1 protein-coding gene is annotated in these 292 nt (G+C 35.6%); it reads right to left on the bottom strand.

All coding sequences use genetic code 11. The features are described from left to right. Window positions 1–215, bottom strand: a 215-nt coding sequence (locus KI356_RS27085) for an asparaginase domain-containing protein (RefSeq protein WP_212936991.1), incomplete at its 3' end; no start/stop codon positions are given. Window positions 216–292 lie beyond the last annotated feature (77 nt).

The following is a 292-nucleotide window of genomic DNA, read 5'->3' as shown; positions in this document are numbered from 1 at the left end:
TCGTCAATGATGACTTGTAATTGTAGCATTTCGCTAGGAGTCATGTGAGGAGATGGAAGATGGAACACATCTTCGACAATTAAATCAACATCGCCTTCTAAATCAGGAATGAATTTTAAAAGAGGATTCTTTTCACCTGGTTGTACGACCCCAGTTTCTTTATCTTCCTCCATTGCAATTGTTCCACCTGTGTGTAAAACTAGGATTCTTTTCAATGCTTATACCCCTTTCAAGTTGAAAAATACATTTAGAACATAACATGGTTTGAGTAAATTCGACAATGAAAATGTAT

Origin of the sequence: Bacillus hominis, from assembly GCF_018332515.1 — a bacterium.
Lineage (GTDB): Bacteria > Bacillota > Bacilli > Bacillales > Bacillaceae_G > Bacillus_A > Bacillus_A hominis.
This window is presented reverse-complemented; position numbering and strand designations above follow the sequence as displayed.